At 42.5% G+C, this 22,171-nt stretch carries 32 protein-coding genes and 1 riboswitch; all 32 genes read right to left on the minus strand.

The window, feature by feature from the left end; genetic code table 11:
• Positions 1-17 precede the first annotated feature (17 nt).
• Entirely contained in the window at positions 18-1,118 is a 1,101-nt protein-coding gene (gene gcvT, locus CSV75_RS04270) for a glycine cleavage system aminomethyltransferase GcvT (RefSeq protein ID WP_099674872.1), read from the minus strand.
• Between the two features lie 163 nt (positions 1,119-1,281).
• Positions 1,282-1,374, minus strand: a riboswitch (glycine riboswitch).
• 134 nt (positions 1,375-1,508) lie between these two features.
• On the minus strand, positions 1,509-2,015 hold the full coding sequence (locus CSV75_RS04275; RefSeq protein WP_099674873.1) for a shikimate kinase: 507 nt from the start codon (positions 2,013-2,015) through the stop codon (positions 1,509-1,511).
• Between the two features lie 162 nt (positions 2,016-2,177).
• Complete coding sequence (gene comGF / locus CSV75_RS04285) at positions 2,178-2,612, minus strand: competence type IV pilus minor pilin ComGF (RefSeq protein ID WP_158231589.1); 435 nt, start codon at positions 2,610-2,612, stop codon at positions 2,178-2,180.
• Complete coding sequence (locus CSV75_RS04290; RefSeq protein WP_099630103.1) at positions 2,609-2,908, minus strand: type II secretion system protein; 300 nt, start codon at positions 2,906-2,908, stop codon at positions 2,609-2,611. Before CSV75_RS04290 ends, comGF begins: the two co-directional genes overlap by 4 nt.
• Positions 2,901-3,359: a type II secretion system protein gene (locus CSV75_RS04295; RefSeq protein WP_099674876.1), complete on the minus strand. Its 459-nt coding sequence runs from the start codon at positions 3,357-3,359 to the stop codon at positions 2,901-2,903. Before CSV75_RS04295 ends, CSV75_RS04290 begins: the two co-directional genes overlap by 8 nt.
• Positions 3,346-3,621 (minus strand): competence type IV pilus major pilin ComGC, encoded by a 276-nt coding sequence (gene comGC / locus CSV75_RS04300; protein WP_099674877.1) that lies wholly within the window; start codon positions 3,619-3,621, stop codon positions 3,346-3,348. Before comGC ends, CSV75_RS04295 begins: the two co-directional genes overlap by 14 nt.
• 289 nt (positions 3,622-3,910) lie before the next feature.
• Positions 3,911-4,153 (minus strand): DUF3006 family protein, encoded by a 243-nt coding sequence (locus tag CSV75_RS04305; RefSeq protein ID WP_099674878.1) that lies wholly within the window; start codon positions 4,151-4,153, stop codon positions 3,911-3,913.
• Entirely contained in the window at positions 4,150-5,235 is a 1,086-nt protein-coding gene (locus CSV75_RS04310; RefSeq protein ID WP_099675334.1) for an MBL fold metallo-hydrolase, read from the minus strand. Before CSV75_RS04310 ends, CSV75_RS04305 begins: the two co-directional genes overlap by 4 nt.
• A 118-nt stretch (positions 5,236-5,353) precedes the next feature.
• Positions 5,354-5,722, minus strand: a complete 369-nt coding sequence (locus tag CSV75_RS04315; protein WP_099674879.1) for a YhjD family protein — start codon at positions 5,720-5,722, stop codon at positions 5,354-5,356.
• A 145-nt stretch (positions 5,723-5,867) separates the two neighbouring features.
• The gene (locus CSV75_RS04320; protein ID WP_099674880.1) at positions 5,868-6,611 is read right to left on the minus strand and encodes an N-acetylmuramoyl-L-alanine amidase family protein; all 744 of its coding nucleotides are present in this window, start codon (positions 6,609-6,611) and stop codon (positions 5,868-5,870) included.
• Between the two features lies 1 nt (position 6,612).
• The gene (locus tag CSV75_RS04325) at positions 6,613-6,882 is read right to left on the minus strand and encodes a holin (protein WP_099674881.1); all 270 of its coding nucleotides are present in this window, start codon (positions 6,880-6,882) and stop codon (positions 6,613-6,615) included.
• Between the two features lies 1 nt (position 6,883).
• Entirely contained in the window at positions 6,884-7,336 is a 453-nt protein-coding gene (locus tag CSV75_RS04330) for a hypothetical protein (protein ID WP_099674882.1), read from the minus strand.
• Between the two features lie 62 nt (positions 7,337-7,398).
• On the minus strand, positions 7,399-7,617 hold the full coding sequence (locus tag CSV75_RS04335) for a hypothetical protein (protein ID WP_099674883.1): 219 nt from the start codon (positions 7,615-7,617) through the stop codon (positions 7,399-7,401).
• A 584-nt stretch (positions 7,618-8,201) separates the two neighbouring features.
• The gene (locus CSV75_RS04340; protein ID WP_099674884.1) at positions 8,202-8,705 is read right to left on the minus strand and encodes a hypothetical protein; all 504 of its coding nucleotides are present in this window, start codon (positions 8,703-8,705) and stop codon (positions 8,202-8,204) included.
• Between the two features lie 51 nt (positions 8,706-8,756).
• Positions 8,757-8,954 (minus strand): hypothetical protein, encoded by a 198-nt coding sequence (locus tag CSV75_RS04345; RefSeq protein WP_099674885.1) that lies wholly within the window; start codon positions 8,952-8,954, stop codon positions 8,757-8,759.
• Positions 8,947-9,075, minus strand: a complete 129-nt coding sequence (locus tag CSV75_RS16410) for a CD1375 family protein (protein ID WP_199171296.1) — start codon at positions 9,073-9,075, stop codon at positions 8,947-8,949. Before CSV75_RS16410 ends, CSV75_RS04345 begins: the two co-directional genes overlap by 8 nt.
• A complete protein-coding gene (locus tag CSV75_RS04350; protein WP_099674886.1) occupies positions 9,072-9,320 on the minus strand; it encodes a hypothetical protein in 249 nt (82 codons plus the stop codon). Before CSV75_RS04350 ends, CSV75_RS16410 begins: the two co-directional genes overlap by 4 nt.
• On the minus strand, positions 9,317-10,963 hold the full coding sequence (locus CSV75_RS04355; protein WP_099674887.1) for a hypothetical protein: 1,647 nt from the start codon (positions 10,961-10,963) through the stop codon (positions 9,317-9,319). The genes CSV75_RS04350 and CSV75_RS04355 overlap by 4 nt, the downstream gene beginning before the upstream one ends.
• On the minus strand, positions 10,963-11,568 hold the full coding sequence (locus tag CSV75_RS04360) for a hypothetical protein (RefSeq protein ID WP_099674888.1): 606 nt from the start codon (positions 11,566-11,568) through the stop codon (positions 10,963-10,965). Before CSV75_RS04360 ends, CSV75_RS04355 begins: the two co-directional genes overlap by 1 nt.
• 16 nt (positions 11,569-11,584) lie before the next feature.
• The gene (locus CSV75_RS04365) at positions 11,585-11,797 is read right to left on the minus strand and encodes a hypothetical protein (protein WP_099674889.1); all 213 of its coding nucleotides are present in this window, start codon (positions 11,795-11,797) and stop codon (positions 11,585-11,587) included.
• Positions 11,797-12,831, minus strand: coding sequence for a phage tail fiber repeat family protein (locus CSV75_RS04370; protein ID WP_099674890.1), 1,035 nt, complete (start codon positions 12,829-12,831; stop codon positions 11,797-11,799). Before CSV75_RS04370 ends, CSV75_RS04365 begins: the two co-directional genes overlap by 1 nt.
• A complete protein-coding gene (locus CSV75_RS04375; RefSeq protein WP_099674891.1) occupies positions 12,821-13,147 on the minus strand; it encodes a hypothetical protein in 327 nt (108 codons plus the stop codon). Before CSV75_RS04375 ends, CSV75_RS04370 begins: the two co-directional genes overlap by 11 nt.
• Positions 13,147-13,929 (minus strand): putative phage tail protein, encoded by a 783-nt coding sequence (locus CSV75_RS04380; protein ID WP_099674892.1) that lies wholly within the window; start codon positions 13,927-13,929, stop codon positions 13,147-13,149. The genes CSV75_RS04375 and CSV75_RS04380 overlap by 1 nt, the downstream gene beginning before the upstream one ends.
• Positions 13,926-14,981 (minus strand): baseplate J/gp47 family protein, encoded by a 1,056-nt coding sequence (locus CSV75_RS04385; RefSeq protein ID WP_099674893.1) that lies wholly within the window; start codon positions 14,979-14,981, stop codon positions 13,926-13,928. Before CSV75_RS04385 ends, CSV75_RS04380 begins: the two co-directional genes overlap by 4 nt.
• Complete coding sequence (locus CSV75_RS04390) at positions 14,981-15,406, minus strand: DUF2634 domain-containing protein (protein WP_099674894.1); 426 nt, start codon at positions 15,404-15,406, stop codon at positions 14,981-14,983. Before CSV75_RS04390 ends, CSV75_RS04385 begins: the two co-directional genes overlap by 1 nt.
• Positions 15,403-15,822: a DUF2577 family protein gene (locus CSV75_RS04395; protein ID WP_099674895.1), complete on the minus strand. Its 420-nt coding sequence runs from the start codon at positions 15,820-15,822 to the stop codon at positions 15,403-15,405. Before CSV75_RS04395 ends, CSV75_RS04390 begins: the two co-directional genes overlap by 4 nt.
• The gene (locus tag CSV75_RS16710; RefSeq protein ID WP_099674896.1) at positions 15,822-17,681 is read right to left on the minus strand and encodes an XkdQ/YqbQ family protein; all 1,860 of its coding nucleotides are present in this window, start codon (positions 17,679-17,681) and stop codon (positions 15,822-15,824) included. Before CSV75_RS16710 ends, CSV75_RS04395 begins: the two co-directional genes overlap by 1 nt.
• Complete coding sequence (locus tag CSV75_RS04405) at positions 17,678-18,355, minus strand: LysM peptidoglycan-binding domain-containing protein (protein ID WP_099674897.1); 678 nt, start codon at positions 18,353-18,355, stop codon at positions 17,678-17,680. The genes CSV75_RS16710 and CSV75_RS04405 overlap by 4 nt, the downstream gene beginning before the upstream one ends.
• Positions 18,355-21,042, minus strand: coding sequence for a tape measure protein (locus CSV75_RS04410; protein ID WP_099674898.1), 2,688 nt, complete (start codon positions 21,040-21,042; stop codon positions 18,355-18,357). Before CSV75_RS04410 ends, CSV75_RS04405 begins: the two co-directional genes overlap by 1 nt.
• Positions 21,043-21,045: 3 nt before the next feature.
• Positions 21,046-21,198: a hypothetical protein gene (locus CSV75_RS16225; RefSeq protein WP_158231590.1), complete on the minus strand. Its 153-nt coding sequence runs from the start codon at positions 21,196-21,198 to the stop codon at positions 21,046-21,048.
• A gap of 20 nt (positions 21,199-21,218) precedes the next feature.
• Positions 21,219-21,680, minus strand: a complete 462-nt coding sequence (locus CSV75_RS04415; protein ID WP_158231591.1) for a phage tail assembly chaperone — start codon at positions 21,678-21,680, stop codon at positions 21,219-21,221.
• Positions 21,681-21,732: 52 nt separating this feature from the next.
• Positions 21,733-22,161: a phage tail tube protein gene (locus tag CSV75_RS04420; protein WP_099674900.1), complete on the minus strand. Its 429-nt coding sequence runs from the start codon at positions 22,159-22,161 to the stop codon at positions 21,733-21,735.
• Positions 22,162-22,171 lie beyond the last annotated feature (10 nt).

Here is a 22,171-nt window from a genome sequence, read left to right on the forward strand (position 1 = left end):
TTTTTACCCCATTTCACTTATGATCTTTTATAGAAAGGTGTTGCAATGACTTTTGCTTTCAGACGTTTCGCGCGGATTTCCACTTCCACTTCCGTGCCAAGCTCCGTGAACTCTGTAGATAGAAGCGCAAAACCGATGTTCTTTTTTAATGTAGGAGACTGCGTACCCGTTGTGACTTCGCCGATCTCCCGGTCACCCACAAACACTTTATAACCAGTACGTGGAATTCCTTTATCGATCATTTCCAGTCCCACTAGCTTACGTTCCACACCTTGTTCCTTTTGTTTTACAAGAATATCTTTACCAATGAAATTTTCTTCTTTATTCACTTTTACGACGAAACCAAGTCCTGCTTCTAATGGAGAAATATCCTCTCTCAATTCTTGACCGTAAAGAGGTAGACCTGCTTCAAAGCGCAATGTGTCTCGTGCACCAAGACCTGCAGGTACGACACCGTCTTCTTTGCCTTCCAGCAAAATCTTTGTCCACAAGTTTTGGATTGCTTCGGGTGTACCATAGATCTCAAATCCATTTTCTCCCGTATAACCAGTACGTGAAACGAGTACATTTTCTCCGCCCACTTGAACATGTTCTTTAAAACGGAAAAACTTGATTTCTTCAAGTGGCTCATCCGTCAGTTTCTGTAATACCGACTCAGCCATCGGTCCCTGCAATGCAAGTAACGCGTAATTGGAAGACTGGTTGTCAATGACGACATTGTCAATCCGTTGCTTTTCCATCCAAGCTACATCTTTTTCGATATTCGATGCATTGACTACCAATAAATAACGCGCTTCCTCTAATTTATAAATTAAAAAGTCATCGATCGTTCCACCTTGCTCATTACACATCACTGTATACTGTGCTTGGCCTATTTTCAGTTTGGAAACATCATTCGTCACAAGCTTCTGCAAATAGTCGAGTGCTCCGCCACCACTGACAAACACTTCTCCCATATGCGAGACATCAAACAAACCCGCTTTTGTCCGAACAGCTTCGTGTTCCGCTTTAATACTAGAGAACTGAACAGGTAACTCCCAGCCGCCAAAGTCGATGGTCTTACCCCCGTACTCTTTATAACTTTCAAATAACGGTGTACGTAATAATTGATTTGTCAAACTGTTTCCTCCTTTTTGTTCTGATCAAGGAACGATCAGTATGTACTTCATCAAAAAAAGGACAGGGGTCTCCTATAAAAGAGAACCCCTGTCCTTTTGCCTGAAAGCTTTACAGTTTCCATACTTTCTTCGGCCGCTGATTACTCAGCACTCTCCAGAGATGCGTCATGTATGCGTTTTGTTACCTGAGAGATTCATAACATTCGTTATTTGCTCCTTCGGCGGCGCCTAATGCGCGCTCTCCCCATACAATCATTCGCATTATTGAGTTAATTTTTTCTTCACTGATATCTTAACATTTTATATAAGTAAGCGCAATCTATTTATTAATAGCGCATAAAAGCGAATAATAGCTCAACTACAAACTAAATCATTCGCTTTTTAAATGAGTTATTGATATCTTTCAATTTGAAAGATAATATATTCTGCAATGTCCGTTAAAGATTTACCCGTTGTTTCCACAGTGAAATGGGCAGACTGTAAATACTTCGATTTGCGTTTTTTATAAAGGGCTTCTAATTCTGCCCGCGAAGATTGTTGTACAATCGGACGATTAACATCAGTCGAGATTCTTCGCCAAATATCACGGAATGATGCGTTGAGGAAAAACACGATACCCGTTTCACGCATCAGTTGAATATTCTTTTCTTTTACCGCAACACCCCCACCGGTCGCCACAATACAATACTCTTCAGGGAATTTTTCGAGAAATTCTGTTTCCAACTGTCGGAAATACAGTTCGCCGTACTGATCAAATATCTCAGGAATCGTCATTTGCATTTGTTCTGTAATTTCATGATCCATATCATAGAACGGAATACCTGTTAACGTATGTAGCCGTTTACCGATTGCGCTTTTTCCACATCCCATGAATCCTACTAAATATATCCTTTTCATTTTCATCCATCCCGTTTCATTAATTCAACTGCTTTACGCTCATAATAGGTTTCGAGCCAGTCGTATATTCTGTAGATACTATCATGCCATGAAACGAGGGAGAAAAGAAAGAGACTTACACAAATTAATAGGACAATCGCGAAAATAAATGATCCTCCCTTCTCATTCTTGATATAATCCAATGGCAAACGTCCTTTCTTTACGCACACCATCCTTCATTTCGACTGCAATTTTCAATTCGCTATCTTTCACGGTAAATTTACTGGATTTCACATTCATCAACAAGGGAACATGACCTGTTCCATCCACAACTTTGCGAAGCATTGTATCGTATTGTTGTATAGTAATCCTTCTTTTTGGGGCATGGAACGTAATGGTCGTTAGTTTTACTTCCTCCACTCTAGTTACTTCTTCCAACAATTCCTGTACTTCCAATGAAAACAACTCCCACTCTCCAAGTAGATCTCCTTGATAAGCTTTCTTCATGGGTACTTGCCAATAGAAAAATAGAATAGTAAATTGAATTAACATAGTAAAAATAAGTAAGTGAATGATACTTTCAACTAATGAATATCCTTTTTCATCCAATTGTTTCATAAACTCACACATTTTTGATTTTCGATTTGTTGTATTTCATATGTAACACAAATCTGTCTATTATTAACCGTCCAATTATAGTGAAGTTCCTCATGTGATCTGTGTCCTGTCGTTTGTCCCAACGATTTATATAAAATAGCCGCTTGATAGATGGTTTGGGCTGCAATCATTGCTTGTTTTTTCCCTGTGACAGACGAAGTGATACTGGTGGCCAATGGTAAAAGAGATGAGAAGATCACCATAATAATGACTAGTGACAACATCGCTTCAGGCCAGGACTGACCTTTCTCATTCATTGACTATCATCCTCCCTCTTTCAAACTGGAACGAGATGAATATTAGTCCTCTGCTTTGTGTAGAAAAATACATTTTTCCTGTTTTTACCATGTATCCTGTTTCAGCAAAGTCCAATCTTTTAAGCGGAGATTGTTTTGTCATACGCATGCCATCAGGAAATATCCCACTTCTTAAAGTTACCGTCCTATCCATTCTTTCCACCTTATACGTTGCTCCACTATCGCTGAATGTCAAAGCAACACTTCCTTTATGTGTCATCGCATATAACTGTGCCTCGTAAACAGCGGCAATGAATTGCTTCAGCGCATCCTCTTCGGATTCTTTTTTCAGATGTTTTTCGCTAAAAGGGAGAATGACGGCTGTCAATATCATCATAATCGATAGGACCAGCATGAGTTCCAAAAAGGTGAATCCATACTGGTTATTGAAAATACGTTTAGTTTCCGGCATTCGCAGCTTTTACTTTTCCTTCCGCATCGATCGAGATTGCATTGCCATTCGGACACGCAGGTTCAGCCGGTAAGTACCCCTCTGTAGTTAGCGATGAAATTGTAGGAATCGTTTTTTTATCCATCTTATACGCTTGTACTTGGCCTTCAACCATTTTCACATATGCTTCACAGCCCTTTTCATCTATCGATTTGGAATGCTTCGTAACATTCGGGATAGCAATTAAGATTAATACAGTAATGATTAGCAACACGATCATCATTTAAAACAGCTTTTCCTGTAGTTTTCAGTCTTCCCAAAAGCTTGATTTAAAGAGGTGTAAATCACTTTCTTTATCTATTTTCTTTGCTGTGTCTATCTGTCCGAGTATATTTCTGTGGTTTTTATGTGAGTGGACCACCGGAAAAGACCACATTCCGCAGTATTAAAATGTGGTCCCCTAAAAAAAGACCACATTTGATCAAGAACCTTCTATATAATGTACCGTTTTTCTGTTGCGTCCAAAAATTAAAACAGCCACCTTCTCAATAGAGTAGGTGGCTGTTTTAGCATCATTTTTTATTCCTCAGTTTTTCTAATAGATTTTTCACTTTTTCATGAGTGATCTGTGTTTCATCAATTAACAGTTCAATTCTGTATTGCTGTTCTTCTGAGCTGATAGAGACTATATCGCCCTCATGAAAGATTTCATCTACTTGATCGACCTGTATCAAGAGTTGATTCTCCTCTTCAGGATATTCTAAAAATACGTATATTTCTTCTTCAATTCTGTCCAGTGTGTACTTTTTACTCATCGCTCACACGCCCAGTTGTCTTTATCTCGGTCCATCTTGGATTGATATGCTGGGTGTCCTTTTGCAACTCCGTTAGGATAAACTTTACGTAACTCGGTGCAGTTTTTGAAATTGGTTTGTGTAACAGGTTTCGTGACCGGTTTAGACGGTACTGGCTTAGGTTTGACTGGTGTCGGCTTTGCTACAGGTTTAGTTGGTTTAGGCTTCGCCACTGGCTTAGATGGGTTTGCAACAGGAGTAGATCCCTTCCCACAACTATTTGCTACCGAATGTTTCACCCCATTAGTCGTCACCGTGATATTGCAGTGAATAGGTGTTTTGTAAGTCTTCGCTCCAACATTTTTCAAACGCGATTCGATAGCGGCATGTGGATGTCCGTAGCTATTGTTTTTGCCATAAGACAAGATGCCTACGCTTGGTTTCACATTGCTGATAAACGCCGCTGAACTGCTCGTGTTAGATCCGTGATGACCGTTTTTAAGGACCGTTGCTTTTACATCATATTTCTTGCGAATGTAGTCTTCAATCGTTGTGTCCGCGTCACCCATTAATAAAAAGGACACTTTGTTGTACGTCACTTTTAACACGATAGTCGCTGCATTACTATCTTTCGCTTCTTCGTCCGCATACAATACCCGCGTAATCAACTGTGGATCAAGTGCCAACTTGTCCAATTCTTTGGCAACTGTAAATTTGATATTCTTCTTGTCGATCAACGTCAGTATATTATAGTACGTTTGTGAAGTATGTACATAACCAGAGTCGATAAAGTTTGTAACCGGAAATGCATTTAATACAGCTTCTAGTCCACCAATATGGTCTGCATCTGGATGTGTCGCTACCACGTAATCCAAACGTTTAACGCCTTTTTCTTTTAAAAATGAAACAACTTTACTTCCAGCGGCCTTGGGACCGCCATCCACTAACATGTTTTTACCGTTTGGAGACTGGATTAATACTGCATCTCCCTGCCCCACATCAATAAAGTGGACCTTTAATTCTTTTGCGGCCGCATCTGTAGAGATGGGCAGTAGACTGATGGCTAGCACCATAGTCATGATAATCATTGTTAATTTCTTCATTTTAACACTCCTTTTGACATACTGATATAATCATAGTGCGCCAAAAGTATAATGTCTAGATGATTTTTCCAATTCAGACAAATAAAAAACCACTCCGTCCGGTTATGGATAGAGTCGCTTATTTTTCCTTCATTTTAGCTTTTGAAAAGTAAATATTCATTAACTCTTCAGTATGATTTCGCAACCGCACGTTGGCATAGTTTCTTCTGTCTTCATATCCGTTGTGTATAAAGACGTATTCTGTGAATATACCTTCTCTTTTACCTTGCACCAGTTTCATCTGATTTTGCCGTAAGTAATCATGCGTCTGCTTCAAGTCCAATTGGACCGTTAACATAACATCATCAATAAAATCAATATAAGGTCCAGTAAACTTTAAAGGAAGTTTTTCGATCCGCTGGCGATCACTCGACAAGATTGTCATGATCATTGGTAAGTAAATCATGTTTTCGAAATGTGGAATAGATTCAGTTGGAACCAATGCCAATTAAATCACCACTCTTTCCAATGTTTTAGCACATGCGTTCCTGTCCTTGGATTAATTATAAGGAATGTACGTTCGTTTGTAAAGAAAATAAAAAAGCAACTCTATCCATTATGAACTGGACTGAGTCGCTTTATAACTTTACTTATTACTTTTCTAAATCCGATACAACTTTCATCATTACGGACGCAAACTGCTCGCGCGTCAATCCTTCTTTCGGACGTTCTCCGTTCATATAACCTTTTTTCTCCGCCCATTCCCATCCTGTTTTATGGGATGGACTAGGTATGTTTGTTTGTTTATTCGGCACTGCTGCCACATCCTTTCCTTTTTTTAGTTTTAGTCCAAAGTGAGAAGCTAACCCGTCGGCTATAGCTTCTCCTTGAGCCTTCATTTTATCGTTATCTCGCAAAGCTATAATGTCAGTGGTGCTATCCATAAAACCGCCCTCTGTTAAAATAGCAGGCATATTTGAATCTCGTAACATTGCCAGGTTGGCTGTTTTCACTCCACGGTCACGCAATCCCATAGCTTGTACGATGCGTGGATTGATGTTTGTGGCAAGTTGTCGGGATGCCGTACTAGCTCTAGGGTACACAAATGTTTCTACTCCACCCCAGTTACCCCACTTAGCGGTGTTAGCGTTATGGTGAATGGATACCAATACGTCAGCTCTTGAACTGTTGGCTGTCCTTGTTCGAGTGCTTAGTGGTACATCTGTTTTACCTGTCGGATCGTCAAGTCTTACAACCTGTACATCCTCATAGTCTTTCAATCTTTCTTGACAAGCAAGCAATACTTTATTGTTAAACGTCCACTCTCTCTCATCTGCCGGGGATCGTTTACCTGGTGTGTATAAGCCATGACCTGCATCTAGCGCAATCTTTACCATGTCAATTCACCCTTTTATCTGTAGTATTATCCGCAATCTCAAACAAACCAGTAGCGGCAAGACCGGCAATACCGCCCGCCCATAATCTCATAGTCCAATCCAAATCAGTGAAAGGTGTAGCTGCAAAGCCTACTATCACCCCTACTACCAATGCGAACAATGGCAACAAGTGATTCAACTCATGATTTTCTGTTACCGTCTTCTTAATCAATTGCACTAGCGCCAATACGATCGGTGCTAAAATAGACGCAAACAACAATAATTCTTCCATGTCAATTCCCTCCCGCTTTTTCTATCAACCAATAAATAAAACCGCCCGATGCGGTCAAACTTAAAATAAGTTTAGTAGCAGCATCTACAACGGTTTTCCACTTCATCACTTTGTAATCATGTTTCCTTTTCTCGGCATTTGCTTCGCGTTCTTCTGCGTTTTCTTTAAAACTGACTGATGAGCGGACAATTTCATACATCTTTTCTGTGTGATCTTTAAACATGACTTGTGTATCGCGATTTTCTGTCATGATTGTGTTTTGTATTTGTGTATACTGTGAAGATAATTGCCGAAGTTGTTCACCGTGTTGAAGATCTGACTCCTTTAAAGCGGCAACCGATAACTCCACGTTGTCTAGTCGTTCTGTATGGATTCCGAAACCCAACGACAAGTCGCCAATCTGTTCGCTATGTTTTTTTACAGTCTCGTACATGCCATCACCCACCTCTGTCATTTCTCACCCCACCACACTTTTCTCTTTATAGGAAAATAAAAAGAACGCCCCGAAGGACGTCCTCACTTGAATCTTGTTTTAATGTCTATCACCTTGTCATAATCCTCAAAATTCAGATCCATGTAATTAGCAGGGTGATTGATTTCCATATTGACCACTTGGAGATCCAAACCGTTGACTTCCCATCTTGCACCCTTTTTTACGGAGTGATTTTGAGAAGCGATATGATCAAACGTTGTTTCTTTGATGATTTCGTCTTTGTATATAATGTTAACTTTCACAGACTTACCTCCTTTATGTCTGATTAATTCGACATAAATAGAGTTTGTCCTTTTTTACTCAAAATAAAAAGAACGCCCGATGTGAACGCCCTCCAATTAATTATTGAACTAAAACTTTTTGTGTTGCTCTCTCTTTACCGCACCCAACAAATGAATTCCGTTCTATCACATGTCATACAGCCATATGAATAGCTGTATAAATAAATTTAGGAGGTAATCCAATCACTAGATTAGCTGACAAGTTTAGTATTCAAGAAATAAAAGACATCCATACTAGGCTTAGCAAAATGCAAGGTTCTATTACTTTCCACGGAAACCATACTGATGATGAAGTTAAATTACTTCACACCGTTGACGGCTTATGCAGAGTTGCGGGAATCTTATGCAGTATCATTGAGCAAGACCTAAAAGGTCATATCGAAACCGCAGAGCCGCTTGATTACATTTATGCGAAGCTATCTAACCCAGAAGCATATTTAAAATCTGTTTTAAAAAGATAACAGTTTATTTGGTAAAAAAGAGGCTCTTAAATAGAGCTTTTTTTATTACGCATTATGTTCCGAATGTGAATAGATTAGATTTTTTTATGAAGACTCCTCACTTTTCATTTGACTTAAACATTTTTCAAGAAAGTGCATTGCTTCATCAGTTATTTGGATAACCGGTTTCCCCTGTAAGTACTTTGCATAAGCCTCAGCTAATCTTTTCCGATCTTTGTGATGTTTTATTTTATCGTAAGAAATCCAGGTGATTTGTTCAATAACAAAGTTGGCATCTTCTAATTGCAGGAAATTGATATAATTTCTATCTTCGACACTTAAAATATCCATGTTATGTTTAAACGAATTATACGCTTGACGTATACCAGCAATCAGTTCTCTCGATTTTTTATCTTTGTTACGAATGCGATTGTATTTATTGTAATTTCTATAGAACCAATCGTTACTATTCGTAATCCATCCAATCAATTCCATTGTAATCCGATAAACTTCGTTCGGATCCATTCCCTTTTCCCAGTTTTTCAATTCATCACTTTTCGTTCTAATAATTTTCAGGTTACGCTCTATTCTTAAATATGCATTACTCATAACATCTCCCCCTTTCGCCTATACTTCGACAAAAGGGGAATGAATTCCTCTTTACTCAGCCAGTTCTCCATACCCAAGAAGCTCCAACTGACGCTTAACTTCCGGCTGTACATGCTTTGGAACCTGAACATACGTCTTATCTCCACTCATGATAAGAGCTACATAAATCACTGCGATTGGCATATTGTCACCACCCTTCGACACTACTAAAAGTAGCCATAATAAAAACGCTTGAATGAGCTTACGCATTAGCCTCACCAGCGTTTTTCAGATAAGTCTGTACGTCCTTGCGAAGATGTGCAGGCACTTGTTTAATTGTCTTATCTCCACTCTTAACGAGTTCTGCGTAGATTGGGATGATCGGATTCATTCAGTAACACCTTCTTCCGAGTAAACCTTTTCATATAGATCTGTAATGACCAACATGACGTTTCTATTCATCTCTTGTAGGTCCATGTTTCCCTCGTACATATCTGTGACTGTTAGCATGAGGGCTTTGTTCATGTCCTCTAGCGCCTTTACTTTTTCTTCTGGCGTCATGCCTTTGAATACTTTTTCATAGTCACCGAACGTACCATCAGCTCTCCGTACTCTGCGCTGTAATGCTATTGTCATGCAAACACCCCCGTTATAAGCGTAATACCTTTCTCGCTCGCTGTGCTTGTGCGTGTCTGTGTGATTTTGAGAATAATATTCGATTTGTCTTCTGGAACGTCAAAAGTGAATTCGTCTTCTTCTATGCCATCCGATACAAATGCCGTTGCCGATTTAGTCATCGATTGGAAGTTTTCAGGCTCGCCCGCTGCTGTCATACTGATTTCAGCATCCACTACCAAGTCGCCTGTTTCACGTTCAATCCACAAGAGTACGCCTTTAGATGTACCATTCGGGGGTGTCAGCTTATACCGCGTGACTGCTGTTTTAAGAGGGATTACATTGCCCGTCTTGGTAATCGTGATAGTTTTAGTGTCAACCGCGCCAAAGTGATCGGTCGCCCGAACTGTTAACGAGTTTGCACCGATTATCAATTGTGACAGGTTAACACGGAATGAGTATTCTCCGCCCGCTCCGCCGGAAATGTACACTTCGTTAAACGCACTATTACCGATTTTATAATGGACTTTTACACCGTTTGCATCTGGATTGTTGACTGTACCCTTGATTTCGAACGAATCTGAATCAATCATGTCTGTTTTTGGCGTGATTGGGTCAACGGTTAATTTGGGTGGACGGTTTGGCACAACGTAGAATGTGCGCGTTTGCTCCGCTGATTTACCGCCCTGATCGTCCTCTACCCATACGGATAATACGTGCTGCGTACCTTCCGCGAGATTGCCCGTGACCGCCGTTGCGCCATCGTAGAGCATACCACCTTTAAAGATAAGAACCCGATTAAACGGAACCGCCGCACCTGTTGAAATTTGCGTAGAGATTGTACGTGTAGTGCCACCATTAATGCGATACTTAATCATGACGACATTACCGGAATCGGTGTCTGTTGCGGAACCGCTGACAGCGTAGGTGTCGTTTTCGTAGAGAGTGCGGTTTTCGGTTGTCAAAAGTGTTAACGTTGGATCTTCGTTTGCGACCTCCAAGACCGGATACCATCCCATAGGCGCATTGTTAGCGTTAGATCCTTCAAATCCTGCATATTCAACACCTTCGTATCCACGGGAAACCCTATAAGCGGGATGGGGGTCTACCGTTTCCTGACAAATTTGCCGACTTCCGTTACCCGCTGTGTATATAGTCTGTAAATCTTTATCAGAAAACATACCCTGTTTTCCTGTTCCAAGAGTATGTCTCCAAACAGGTAATGAACTATCCACATATTGAGGATATTTCCAACTGCCATCTAATGCTCTTTCGTGGATAGGGAGCATTAGTTTATTCCATTCCGAACCTATTGTTCCCCTATCACCAACACTTGGCGATGGGTTAGCTGTTGAGCCTTTCATAAGACGAACTTTATATTCTATTCCATCCTTAATTGCTGTTGCATCACCAAGATTTCCATATACGCATTTTTTGCCAACTAAATAATCCCAACTCAATCCAGTCCTAACAGGCAACATAGATTTATAAATAATCTTGCCGTTCAATGCGAATTTTAGCCATTTAGGATTAGGGTAGTTAACCGCGCCAGCCGTTACACCAACAGCACCTGATATTTGTGAAGAAGTAAAAAAGTCATTTCCATCGACTACGCCAAAAAAACCTCGTTCCATCGTTCCTGCTATCAAATTTTCCGCCGCCATCAAACCACCTCCGCTACATTAATTGAATAACTGCCCCAGTTACCAGCAGACAGTTTTGTGTTGCTTAAAATAGAATTACTCCGTGCAACTCCTGCGCCTTTTTTATACAGATTGACTAAAGTGGCAACTGTAATGCCAGTTTCTGAAATGCTCGCCACAATCACATCTTCTTGCTTTTCATCATCAAAAATCGTCAGGACTTCTCCAACATTGAACGGTACTTTATCGAGCTTAATAGTTGTTTCTCCTGCGCTTAAAGCAAGCTGAACTATTGCTGATTCAGTCAATCTCGTTAGTGCTTTCGCCGACTCTCCGTCCAACGGGTCGAAGAATGTTCCGTTGTTATCCTTAACTCTGCCAAGCATTTCAATCTCGATTTTCAAGCGGTCGATCTCTGATTTCGAACGGTCAATGCCGTTGTGCGCTCCAAGAATTCCATCCTCAATATTATTCATACGTTGCGCCGCAAACCGCGTGCCTTCTTGGATTACTTTTGGTTTCGGCTTGCCTGTGTATTCGTCTATGATGATGTTGCCGTCTTTGTCCTTTTCGGATTGCGTAGGATCGACGATATGGTCGCGCCACTTTGTTGGTACATATGCCATGCTCTCACTCCTTAAATTATGAAATATCAAACCGAATCAACGTGTCGAACGTCAACTTTCCGTCTTTTATTATCCCGGTACTAGACAGCATAGACATGCCGTATTGCGTTGCCATATTATCTGTAAAGTTGATGGGTCTGTAAAAATCTTTTAAGCCGTTGGGTGTCATCACCTTACCGATGACTTTCCGATACCGTAATCCATCCCATACCTCAATATCTTCTAGCATTAAATCACCTTCAGAACTATATCATTTGGTTGCAAAGGTGGAATATCACTGTCAGAGTAGGAGACATGAATCCTTCCAGCGTTAGACTTTACATATTCGCTGTCATTTGACAACTGGCTTGTCTTAGATGGAATTGTCGGTCTGTTTGTCAAGTCTTCGTAGTCGTGTGTGTGATTTTCCTGCTCTTCAATCTTAACTAAATCAATACCTGGCTTGGAACCCGAGTACGTCAGTTTATCCAGTGCGTCTTTATTTTCGTGTGTATGCAGTTGACTGCTTGAGTTTTCCAACTCGGCAAGACGCCTCTCTTGATTAGTGATATCAGAAAATTCACTGTGCGTATGATTAGCAGGCGCTTTACTTCGCATCATAGTATCTATTTCCGCAGTGCTATACTTGTCTAAATCGGTGATATCAGACTCCGTATGCTTGTGATCTGCGTCGCTTTTCAGACGCAACTTGGCATTGACTTCCTCTTGTGTATATTTGTCCAAGTCTGTAATGTCGGATTCGGTGTGAGCATGAGCCGATGGTGTATAGGTCGTCGGCTTTTCCGTAATATTGCCCCACGACAGGACGATATTTAGATTTTCAGAGTCCGCAGTCTTGATGTACTCCGCGCCGTTCCACACGTATTCTTTCCAACTCTCTCCGAGCATCACCATGACGCGTAAGCCCTCAAATGTTTCTAAGGCATCGCGCTCCTCCATCTTGTTGACAAGGCGGATCTCTTTTAGATTGGACGGCAACTGCGAAGAAGGGATAATCCCCTCTGCATTAAGCGTTGCAATGCCGTTTGGTTGGGTTTTGCTTGTTTCTATTGCTTCTACTCGCTCTCCGACCTGTTGGATGCTTTCCGCTTGCGCAGTTAAATGCTCGCCGTGAGTAGCGACTGTTGCTGGTAAATCGTCCAGCGCAACCAATTGATTCTCGATCTTATTCATGTTCTCTGCAGTGTACGGCGTACCACGCTGAATGACATTGCCTTCCGCATCTTTTAACGTGTTAACCCATTCGGTCGGTTTATAAGGCATCAGAAGCACCTCGCTCTCGTACTTGGATATCGAATTCAAACGCGATGATCAGACCATCATCTTTCTTCTCGATTGAAAACGGTTTGACCGCCCATACTTCACCTGAAGACGTTAACAGTTGCGCTTCTTCCACATATCCTTCTTCAGTTTCGAGATAGACATAGATGCGCAATGTATTATCATCTCGTTCTTTTTTGTATATCTCGTAGTTGACATATTGCCCATTAAGTTTGACTTTACTTCTGTGCGCCTTGTCTTCAAGTAACGCACTAATCCAGTCGATGACAACCGGCTTTATCACTTGTTTATCTGCCATTAAATCTCACCTTCCCCCGCGTAAATAGTGCCTGCTCGTTTATATAGGATGTCATTTGTTCGGTATTCTGCTGCCAATATGACGTTGATGTGCTCGTTTTGCGAGATGACAGAAGATGTCACGAATGTTCCGCAAATTGGATAGTTGGCGTCGAATGCGTATGATTGTGCGCGAACGCTTGTGGCGACGTCTGCTAAGATACCTGGTATATCAGCCGTGTGGAATGTATTGCATATTGGATAAACAACAGGGAAATCATAAGCATGACCTGTCACTGTGATGGTATTTCTAATCGTGCCAATAACACCAAATACCAAATGCGCCGGCTTCACTTCCTCGATTGCAGCATAAATATCGCTTGTGTCAATTTCGTTCATGCCGTCAATTGGAATAACAGCATCAAACGCGTAGTCTCTTGCTCGTTCTTCGATATGAGCATCACCATTCTGCACAAATGAATTCACTAGATTCGTTAAGTATTTAATTGTTGCCGGTGCTGCCCCTCGCAACTTCGCAATGATTCGTTCTCTGCGTTTTCTCGTCGACATACGTGGAGCAGGCGGCAGATCAAACACCCGATCCCAGTAATCCAACCCCCAAGTAGCAGTCGAAACAAACATCTGATCAAGCAAGTCCTGCGCTTCCGACCGCTTGCGTTCGATTTCCGAGGCATTACCTCGAATGATCGCATTAGCTTCTGGCGACTCCTGATAATACGGCGGGAGACTGTCGAGCATTTCTTGTTTGCGGCGCTCGATATCACTCTCTTTTGCTGTAATCATGTCAGCGACACCTCGCCCACGACCGCCACATCATCCGCTGATATGGTGATATTGTAATTACTCAATTCTGCTTCTGTACCAATTAAAATACTTCTATAATCTTTTACGCCTTCAGTTCGTAAAACAGCTCTGGCGATTTGCGAATGACGGATTTCCGTGTGCACTTCAGCCAAATACTCCACAATATTTTGTTTAACTTCTTCCTTCACATCGCCAGGTATCAGTCCTTCAGCTAATTCCAACTCGACATATACGTTGATTGGTACTTCTTTAATAGCGACAACCGTCACATCCGCTCCGATAGGTTTTTCCTTTTTGATATGCTCCGCCACCGCCAAAACTTGCTCTTCTGTAGGCGCTCGACCTTCTGAGTTGATGACCGTAACCTTGACTGTGCCAGGTCCATCCCATAACGGCGTGACGCGCGCTTGACTGATGCCAGCTATTTGCCGTGCCCATAACTCGTAATGGTAGATGTTGCCCGATGTGATAGGTTTGCGGACTTTGAGCAACACTCTCGATTTCAGTTCTTCATCGGATTCGCGATCTACACCACCCAAAAACTCAATTGGATTGGTGATGATGGCCTCTGGCAAGTCAACGCATGTCATATCGCTGTAAGCGGGGATGTTGCCATTGCCACCTGGTTCAACCGCTACTGCTTGTACAGTGACTTCGCCGCTTTCAGGCACCACGTTATACTCGACAATTTGCAAGGCAATTGGCTCACCGTCATGTTCGGTCATCACAACGGTGTCAATATTGATTTCACGCCCTGCTTTATCTGCGATGAGTAACCAACCTTTAGCTTGTTCAGCAGGTTTGCGATATTCACCGTACTCCATTGCTCGCAAGTCAACGTATTCCATCTGGGCGGTATCAATAAAGCCGTTTTCCGACACCGCTTTTAGGACGTGTTGCAGTAGCTCGAATTCTTCCGCGGGAACAGCCAACAAATCGAAAACTATCGCGCCTTCCCGCTTGTCCACATCGTCTCGAGACACTTCCAACATGTCGGACAGTATCTGGTCTTTGTCTCTATCCGTGTACATCAGATCACCACCTCTTGCGTGACATTGCCGTAAATCGTCGCAACATCAGCGTAAATAAAAACAGCGTCACCATCACGGCGCGCTGTTACGTTATTGACCGATGTGATTCGGTCGTCATATTCGATTGCTTCACGGACCATCCGTGGTATCTCTGAATGCATAAATCCTTCTGTCACATCTTGCCCGAGCAGACTGGGGAGTTCACAGCCGTAATCATCTGTATAGATGCGCCACTTACTACGCTCCGTGATGATGGCTTTTCGGATAAATTGCTTTACTGCTTCCATTTCATCAATAAAGCCTCGGATCCGACCGGTTTCAAAATCGATTTTATACGTTTTTGAAGGTTGTTCCGCATTGTCGCCGGACACCCTTTCAAGATAATCGTCTAATAGCTCGGATTCGTTGTTGGGTAGTAAGCTCATTTATAACTCACCACTCTGTCCAGTATGGTAAATTTCGCGCGTTCATTGTCGCATTCCACAATGACACGATCACCTTCTTTGAGTTCATCCGAATAGGATATTTCCGCATCCGTCAAGCTAATACTCGTCAATTGGTGTGTGTGCGGTCCCATTCCGTTTGCGGTCATTGGAGAGTTAACGACTAGCCCTGTGATATCCGCCTTGCGTTTATGAGCAGTTAGGCGCTCCAAAACATAAATATCATTCTTGTCATAGGTATTTTCATCATGATCAATATGCAACTCAATGTCGGGAGGTGCGCTAATGATCGTTCCAAACTCCATAGTAGACGATTCGTTGCGCCCAAAACCCCGAGTTGCCTGTACCCACTTGGAGTACGGATCACCTTCGTGTTTTATGCGTTTATCCGTTTGCATCACAGCACCCTCCTTATCGACATGTAGTGTTTTCCCCAATAACCTGTGGTGTACGTGTGCTCTGTACAGCCACTGTTGTGCATGCTAATGCAATAGCCTTTTCGCGTGATGACCCCGACGTGTGACACACCTTTACGATAGGTGTTCTGGAAGAATACCAAGTCGCCTGGCTTTGCTTCTGTTTTATTGACCGACTTTCCAAGTCTGACTTGCGCAGACGTTCCATGCGGCATTTTAATACCGTGTTTACCAAATACATAGCTAATAAATCCGGAACAGTCCGCCGTGCCGTTCGCCAAGTTTTTGTTGTTGAACACATAACGCAATTTACCTTTGTAGGAGTGCGCGGTTTTAAGGATTTCCGCCGCTTTGCCTTTCGCCGCCTTGTCGACACCTTTTTGTTCTTTCTTCGTATTCCATTTTTTCTTGATAGAATCCCACGTCTTGGCTTTTGCTCGTGCGTCAGGAGCACCTTTCCCTTTTTCAAGAATGGCGACTTCTACGTCACGACGGCCAAATGCAGCAGTTGCCGATTTACCTTGTATCAAGATATCAATCCGCTTGCCTTTAATTGCGCCACCTGTATCCTCCGCAAGATACATGCCGTTGTATTTCGGCATGGACGGTACTTTAATAGCAACTACACTCCCATACGGGATAACCTTCGGATCAACGGCAATCGTGCGGTTGTATGCCCATCGTGTGCTTGTTGCGGTTGTACGCGGATCACCGCTCGTATTAATACCACCCAACATCGGATCATACGCTGTCGCTACCCAACCAGTAGAATACGAAAAATCATACTCTGCGGACTTACCACTATCCGGATCGTCACCCGATTCATCCGGTGGCTCGTACTCCAGTACAGGTAAATCAAGCGTCTTGGATAGCGTTAGATCCATCACATGGACGCCACCTGCACTGTATTCATGGCTGTCAGCTAACACGAAGTACGTGCCACGAATACCCGTCAAGTTGTCTTGTACCACCACCGCCATGCCAGCCACCATATTACGGATACCAAGCACCTTGATATTCATTTCTGTTTGCGGTTTAGATAGCTCTGCAAGCAATGCGTTCGCAAGACCTGGCAATGCCGATTGGTTAGCGTCGGAATTATGCTCAACGTGCTGCATGATGCCGTATTTGTCGGTATTCTTTTTGACCACGACTTTGTACGATGATTTCTCATCACCGCCCGTGTGCAGTATTTGCGTTCTGGTATCTTCGATGGATTCCGAATAAGATGCAGAAATCAGGTTCTTTCCTTGTTCGTAGCGTAGCCACTCCTGTGCCGGTTGAACTAAATCAAGTGTTAGCTTACCTTTCACGTTATGAAGCATGTAGCGCTTGCCAGTGACCTTCTGCGTCATGGTCAGTGCTGTTATAAACACATCATAGATTGTTTTACCTCGCATGATATAACGAGGAATCTTATGCTTGGTGTCTGCTAGTTTGCCAACCGCAATACCGTAATTACCGCAAAGCATTTTGATGATCTGTGTTGCGGTCTTTTCAATAAACTTGACGTTGACCGTATTTTTGACTAGGTACTCATTGCCGTCTTTTGCAATCAAGCTGTCTCGACCGTCAGAATGGCGCTCGAAACTCCGCACTGTGCCGCGAAACACTTCCATTTCTCCGGACATGATACGAACTTCTTGACCATTGACGATGTCAAAAATACGCTGAATGCCTTTTGTTGTATTCGCGAAGTTGATGGAACACTCTCTAGCCGCTTGCGCTACATCTCCCTTGGTAGATACAGATTCAACGACTTCGGTCATTCGGTGCAAGATGCCTTTGTTAAAGTACATTACTTGGAGGTCGGGCCGATTCGAATCATAAGCTAATTTCATTTCGGCAACACCAACTTCATGCCTGTCTTAATGTTGTCAGGATTATTACCAATCACCTTTTTATTGGCATTGTGTATGTCTTTCCAACGGCTCGCATCCTTATAAACATTAAACGCGATTTTAGTAAGACTATCTCCCGATTTAACAATGTACGTACCGCTCGGTTTTGCTGTATTGCCTTTGTTAACTACTGGTGGTCTATTCGTCGGTTTCGTTGGTTTACTAGGTTTTTTCACATCTACTTTTTTACTGAGTGTGAGAAATTCATACTCTTTTAGCACGATACTGAAATAAATGTCACCTGGTTCACCCGCTTTTTCCAAGTCGTAATTGAAATCACGGACCGTGACCGCATGATTGATATTCGTACCCGTCACGATAAAACGTAGGGGACGCTTACTGTTACGCCAGCGCTCGATCCAATGGATAAATACATATGGGTCCGGTATTTTGACATAATCGCAATAGGTGGAGTTATAATGACGCGGCATAAAGGACTGAAAGGAAAACTCCTTTAGTCCTCTGTCTCCAATGATAGTAAATTCCTTGCCGTTCACAATGTCGATATCCGTATTACCAAATGGCGAAGATACATTGACAACAGGAGGGGGCACTGGGAAGCGTAGTTTCTCCGCTCCGTTGTTGTAGCTTAACCAATATTCCGGTATGGCCATTATGCGCCCCCCTCTCCTGCCGCAATAAACTTACGGACCATCTTCTCGGCTAGTCGATCCACGTCTGCTTCTTCGCGAATGACTGTACCGTTCATGTTGATCACGAAGGAACGACCATTCCCGCCGCCTTTGTTGTACGCTTTGTTTTCCTTTGCCGTAAGCACTCGTTCGCCGCGGTGTGCTCGGATTTGGTAGCCGTCTCTCGGAACATACTTGATGCCGTTATAACGCCCTTCTCCTGGATCTTGTACGCCAGGACCACTGCCAAACGCAATATTACCCGCCCAATTTGCTGCACTTTTTAATTTTCCGCCAATGTTCTTAACCCAGTCTGGAATCTTGATATTGCTTAATATGTTTGCGAAATCTTTAGCCAAGTCAGTAGCTTTGGAAATCCAAACGCCCACTCCGTCGAATCCGTCACCGAGCTTTTTCAACCACTTGCCAGATTCTTCAAGCATACTGGCAAAGTGTTTCGACATGTATTCAACGAAAGGCTTGAGTATGTTATCCCACATAACCTTTATCATCGTAAACGCTACTTTGATGAGTTCAGCAAGTAGTTTAAGAATAGGGCCTACAAGTTTCCACATCACACTGAATGCTATACCTAACCATTTGACTGCCGGGATTATAACGTTGTTAAACGCCACTATCGCGATATCACCAATCACTCCTATTGCAATACCTAGAGCTGTGAATATTGGGCTTAAAAACGACCACAACGAATCAAATACTGCAATTAAGGTATCTTTGACGAGACTAAAGGTTTTGGTTAGTGTTCCAAACTTAGGAGATATCTGTTCAACAACTTCGAAGAACTTGTCTTTCAACTGGTTAAAGGTATCTTTTATGTTTGAAAATACACCTTTGACATTCTCGGCGAACGTCGTGATCTTAGCGATCTGTTCATCCGACATGCCCATTTTCTTAGCTAGATCGATACCACCTTGATCATCACCCATAGACATTTTGAAAACCGATTGAACTAGTGTCATGGCATTCGCTATTTTGCCGCCCATCATTTCAAGGTTCTCGACCGCTACATCATATATTCCTTTCAGATTGCCGAAGGCAGTCCGCGCTTCATTCGCAAACTCATAAACCTTTTTGATTTGCTTTAAATCCAAACCTGACTCAAGCATCTTCTTGAAGCCTTCTGCCGTATCGCCATTTTGAAATGTGTCGAAAAATCCAGATATTAACCCTTGTGCGTCTTTTAGTTTTTCTCCCGCTTCACGTATGACATCAGCGAATTTTTTTATTTCGAAATACACTTCTTTGCTGATCCCCATAGACATCAACAAGGAAGCACCTTTGCCTTCGTTGCCTTGCACTAAAGAGTAAAAACCTTCGATTCCATCCTTTATTTTGTTTACGGCTTTTCTAAAAGGTTCTATCTTTTTGTAAGCTATAATAAAACCAGTCGCTAACGCACCGATGCCCACTATAATCAAACTCATTGGAGTAGCTAACAGTGTGAATAAAGCAGATAAACTTATCAATACACCAGCGCCCACAGCTAACCCACTTAGAACACCTCCGAATATCAACACTGCTTTTTCGATATTTTTGAGTAATGGTTGTATAGGCTTGGTTGCGTTGTAAGCTTTTTTCATACTTTTAGCAAATGAACCCAGATACTTATTAGCGCTCTTAAACGTTTCGCCAATTACGGGTTTTATTTGTTTGATTAAATCTTCAATCTCACCTGTACCACCCAGCGCCTTGTCTATCGCTGTAATAGAACCTGCAACGCCATTAGTGACTGCTGTTTTAATATTTTTCCAAGCGGTAGCAATACCACCCGAACCATCTAAAGCCATTTCAGCGAATCCACCAGTTTTTTTACTAAGTTCCACTAACTTTTTATTGAACTGATCGAAGGTTATATCACCATCTTTTAACGCTTTGTATAAGTCGTTTTGTGCGGACTTTCCTGCGTAACCAAACGCTTCAGCTAAATCATTTAATGCAAGCCCCATAGTTTCTTGCAAACTTGTCCAAGAATCCATGCCAACCTTTCCTGTGGCGATCATCTTTATATATTGCTCAGTACCACGGCTTGCTTTTTCAGCATCGGCTCCTGACGCAAGAAACGCATTATTTAAAGCGAGTGTAGTCTCCGTCGCTCCGTCTAAATCTTTTGTCATAACCGCAATTCGTTGCGTTGTATCGGCTACCTCCCCTAATGTAGTAGGCAAACCGTCTATTCCTTCTACTAGTCTTTTAATAGACTTTGAAGACTTCTCTGTGCTGAATCCGATCTTCTCCATGACTTTCGGAAATGCGTTGAGTGTATCGTAACGCGCTACCGCTCCATCAATGGATGATTTAAGCATATTAAAACCCTTATTGACAAGCGCTATCGCTCCTACTGCTGAACCGATTCCCACGATTGCGTTTTTCGCGTTGTTTGCCGAACTACTTATGTTACCTAAGCTACTTTTAGCTTTATTCCCTGCACTTTGCATCCTTCCAGACATTTTATCAGCGCTACTACTGACCTTATTCACGCCGGTTACCGCGACTGTGCTTGCCGTCGAAAACTTTCTCCCCATATCGCCAGAAGCTTTAGCCGCTTTGTTCGTCTGTTCCTTCACCTTGCCCAAATTCTTGCCGATTCTCTTAATCTTGTCAGAAAAATCATCTTGGAGTTTCAACCTAGCGACTAAATCAAACGCCATTGGTTACCCCCCTTTCTCTTTGCGACGTTTTTCTTCCGCTTGCTCCTCTTCGAATGCAAGCTCTTCAGACGCGTAGATCAGCATCTTGTCATCGCGTGACATTGCATGTATTTCGTGAGGAGGGATGCTATGACGTTGCCATATGCGATGCAGCATCGTCAGTTCGCCGCCCTCCCTTATCCGTTTTTTATTTCTTCGGTTGGTTCGTCTTCAAAGCCGGATAAGTCAAAGATTTCTATTGTCAACTTCATGACTTCGCCTGCGAGTAACGCTTTTTGTGTACAATCTCCCGGCGATTCTGCTCCGTAATGCGCCATCAATTCAGGGTTCGAAAAGTCTGGTTCGATACACGCTTTCGCGACTACAAGTTCACCGACTTCTTGGTCGTTTACGTGATCTTCCATTTTGCCGCCCTTGCCCGGTCGCGAATGCGTACACTCTTCTCGAATTTCCTGTATTTCTTCAGCCGTTATCGCTTTGATAACAAAGTCCACATCTTTAAATCGTTCCAATGAAATCGTCTTCTGGATATCAGTAGTCGTCCCGAGCAATGCCTCAAGAGCGGATTTCTTCTTCTTTGGCTCTTCTTGTACTTCTACTTCTTTATATTCTTCAAATTTAGCGACGTTTTCTGTCATGGTCATTCTCCTTTTTAAGTGAAATTAAAAACGCCCCGTGAAGGGCGCTTGGTTACATAGGTTTGCTATCTGTGAATACAAATGGGATTTCGTCTGTGACGTTTTCTCCTACGCTGTAACCGAGTCCTGGCGCACGTTGAAATTGCACGCCGATGATGCGTGTCATTTCTGACATTTCAGGATTATCCGGATCGGTAATTTCCGTTTGGATTTCGACAACCAACGACGGGCTGTCATCATTCATTGAATTACGGATCAACCTTTCTAGTTTGCGAGAAACGCGGTATTGCGTAAGCGTACCGTTTCGCGTGACTTTGTTCCGTTTCTGCCCAGGTGTCAATCTACCAGGCAGAGGGACCTCTTCGTATTCGGTCTCCTCGTTGATTTCAAGCGAAGTTACGTTAAACAGCCATTCCCCGTCAAAGTACGCTTTACCGTACGTTCCATTTAGAATCTTCGTGCCGTCTGCTAATGGATTCATTTAATTCCCT

This window comes from Sporosarcina sp. P18a, assembly GCF_002743135.1.
In the GTDB taxonomy this organism is placed as follows: domain Bacteria; phylum Bacillota; class Bacilli; order Bacillales_A; family Planococcaceae; genus Sporosarcina.

What these genes read in the sequence shown, in the direction of transcription:
- CSV75_RS04325 (WP_099674881.1), bottom strand. Translation starts at nt 6,882, where the DNA reads ATGGAAGAATTATTGTTGTTTGCGTCTATTTTAGCACCGATCGTATTG.
- CSV75_RS04395 (WP_099674895.1), bottom strand. Translation starts at nt 15,822, where the DNA reads ATGCAAACGGATAAACGCATAAAACACGAAGGTGATCCGTACTCCAAG.
- CSV75_RS04340 (WP_099674884.1), bottom strand. Translation starts at nt 8,705, where the DNA reads ATGAGTAATGCATATTTAAGAATAGAGCGTAACCTGAAAATTATTAGA.
- CSV75_RS04305 (WP_099674878.1), bottom strand. Translation starts at nt 4,153, where the DNA reads ATGAGTAAAAAGTACACACTGGACAGAATTGAAGAAGAAATATACGTA.
- CSV75_RS04275 (WP_099674873.1), bottom strand. Translation starts at nt 2,015, where the DNA reads ATGAAAAGGATATATTTAGTAGGATTCATGGGATGTGGAAAAAGCGCA.
- CSV75_RS04390 (WP_099674894.1), bottom strand. Translation starts at nt 15,406, where the DNA reads ATGAGCTTACTACCCAACAACGAATCCGAGCTATTAGACGATTATCTT.
- CSV75_RS04330 (WP_099674882.1), bottom strand. Translation starts at nt 7,336, where the DNA reads ATGACAGAGGTGGGTGATGGCATGTACGAGACTGTAAAAAAACATAGC.
- CSV75_RS04295 (WP_099674876.1), bottom strand. Translation starts at nt 3,359, where the DNA reads ATGCCGGAAACTAAACGTATTTTCAATAACCAGTATGGATTCACCTTT.
- CSV75_RS04290 (WP_099630103.1), bottom strand. Translation starts at nt 2,908, where the DNA reads ATGAATGAGAAAGGTCAGTCCTGGCCTGAAGCGATGTTGTCACTAGTC.
- CSV75_RS04420 (WP_099674900.1), bottom strand. Translation starts at nt 22,161, where the DNA reads ATGAATCCATTAGCAGACGGCACGAAGATTCTAAATGGAACGTACGGT.
- CSV75_RS04365 (WP_099674889.1), bottom strand. Translation starts at nt 11,797, where the DNA reads ATGCTAGAAGATATTGAGGTATGGGATGGATTACGGTATCGGAAAGTC.
- CSV75_RS04375 (WP_099674891.1), bottom strand. Translation starts at nt 13,147, where the DNA reads ATGGCAGATAAACAAGTGATAAAGCCGGTTGTCATCGACTGGATTAGT.
- CSV75_RS04415 (WP_158231591.1), bottom strand. Translation starts at nt 21,680, where the DNA reads ATGACAGAAAACGTCGCTAAATTTGAAGAATATAAAGAAGTAGAAGTA.
- comGC (WP_099674877.1), bottom strand. Translation starts at nt 3,621, where the DNA reads ATGATGATCGTGTTGCTAATCATTACTGTATTAATCTTAATTGCTATC.
- CSV75_RS04320 (WP_099674880.1), bottom strand. Translation starts at nt 6,611, where the DNA reads ATGGTAAAGATTGCGCTAGATGCAGGTCATGGCTTATACACACCAGGT.
- CSV75_RS04405 (WP_099674897.1), bottom strand. Translation starts at nt 18,355, where the DNA reads ATGGCCATACCGGAATATTGGTTAAGCTACAACAACGGAGCGGAGAAA.
- CSV75_RS04385 (WP_099674893.1), bottom strand. Translation starts at nt 14,981, where the DNA reads ATGTACACGGATAGAGACAAAGACCAGATACTGTCCGACATGTTGGAA.
- CSV75_RS04345 (WP_099674885.1), bottom strand. Translation starts at nt 8,954, where the DNA reads ATGCGTAAGCTCATTCAAGCGTTTTTATTATGGCTACTTTTAGTAGTG.
- CSV75_RS04310 (WP_099675334.1), bottom strand. Translation starts at nt 5,235, where the DNA reads ATGAAGAAATTAACAATGATTATCATGACTATGGTGCTAGCCATCAGT.
- CSV75_RS04410 (WP_099674898.1), bottom strand. Translation starts at nt 21,042, where the DNA reads ATGGCGTTTGATTTAGTCGCTAGGTTGAAACTCCAAGATGATTTTTCT.
- CSV75_RS04370 (WP_099674890.1), bottom strand. Translation starts at nt 12,831, where the DNA reads ATGCCTTATAAACCGACCGAATGGGTTAACACGTTAAAAGATGCGGAA.
- CSV75_RS04360 (WP_099674888.1), bottom strand. Translation starts at nt 11,568, where the DNA reads ATGGCATATGTACCAACAAAGTGGCGCGACCATATCGTCGATCCTACG.
- CSV75_RS04350 (WP_099674886.1), bottom strand. Translation starts at nt 9,320, where the DNA reads ATGACAATAGCATTACAGCGCAGAGTACGGAGAGCTGATGGTACGTTC.
- CSV75_RS16410 (WP_199171296.1), bottom strand. Translation starts at nt 9,075, where the DNA reads ATGAATCCGATCATCCCAATCTACGCAGAACTCGTTAAGAGTGGAGAT.
- comGF (WP_158231589.1), bottom strand. Translation starts at nt 2,612, where the DNA reads ATGAAACAATTGGATGAAAAAGGATATTCATTAGTTGAAAGTATCATT.
- CSV75_RS04355 (WP_099674887.1), bottom strand. Translation starts at nt 10,963, where the DNA reads ATGGCGGCGGAAAATTTGATAGCAGGAACGATGGAACGAGGTTTTTTT.
- CSV75_RS04380 (WP_099674892.1), bottom strand. Translation starts at nt 13,929, where the DNA reads ATGATTACAGCAAAAGAGAGTGATATCGAGCGCCGCAAACAAGAAATG.
- CSV75_RS16225 (WP_158231590.1), bottom strand. Translation starts at nt 21,198, where the DNA reads ATGCTGCATCGCATATGGCAACGTCATAGCATCCCTCCTCACGAAATA.
- CSV75_RS16710 (WP_099674896.1), bottom strand. Translation starts at nt 17,681, where the DNA reads ATGAAATTAGCTTATGATTCGAATCGGCCCGACCTCCAAGTAATGTAC.